The sequence below is a fragment of the Tardisphaera saccharovorans genome (assembly GCF_046635845.1).
In the GTDB taxonomy this organism is placed as follows: Archaea; Thermoproteota; Thermoprotei_A; order Marsarchaeales; family UBA168; genus UBA168.
This window is the reverse complement of the sequence record NZ_JAQQXN010000012.1, coordinates 1-624: the sequence shown is the minus strand read 5'-3', so window position 1 is coordinate 624 and position 624 is coordinate 1. Positions and strand designations below refer to the sequence as shown.

At 59.6% G+C, this 624-nt stretch carries 1 protein-coding gene; it reads right to left on the bottom strand.

From position 1 onward, the window contains the following. Positions 1-624: Snf7 family protein (locus PRZ02_RS07325; protein ID WP_449465177.1), on the bottom strand; the 624-nt coding region annotated here is incomplete at both ends.

The window sequence follows — 624 nt, the reverse complement described above, 5'->3', positions numbered from 1 at the left end:
TTCTTTGTCGGCCTCGGCGGCTCCCAGCGTTGGGGCCTCCGGGAACCTCTCCTTTATCTTCTGCTCGGCAACCGCCCCTGCCTCGTCCAGTATCTTCCTGGCCTCCTCGCTCGCCTCCACGTCGTACGAGGCACCGCTTGCCTCCCCGGCCTCCGTGACCAGCTGGCCAAGGGTCTCGTTTATCTCGCCGAGCTCAAAGCTCACCGTGGGCATGACCCCGCTCAGCTCCCCCCTTATGCTCCCCACGACCTGAGCAAGGGGAGCCATGGAGACCGCCACGTCCCCGAACTCCTCGATGGTCTCGAGGCGAAGGGCTACCTGCTCGAGGGCAAGCTGGCTCCTCAGGACGACCTTTGCCATCTTCCTGACCTCCGCGCACTCGTTGGCGTACATCTTGGCCCTCGCCTCGTCCTTGTTGATGAGGGCCTCGGTGACCTTCTCGAAGAACTCCTTGTCCCTCTGCTCCATCTTGTAGGCGGTCTGCTCAAGTATCTGCTTCTGGGTGTTGAGCCTGTATATTATGTGGTTTATCCTCTCCTTGAGGGGCATGCCTGGGTGAACCTTCATAACAGCCCTCTTCACTATGCCGACATCATATTCCTTCTCCCAGTTTTTGATGGACAT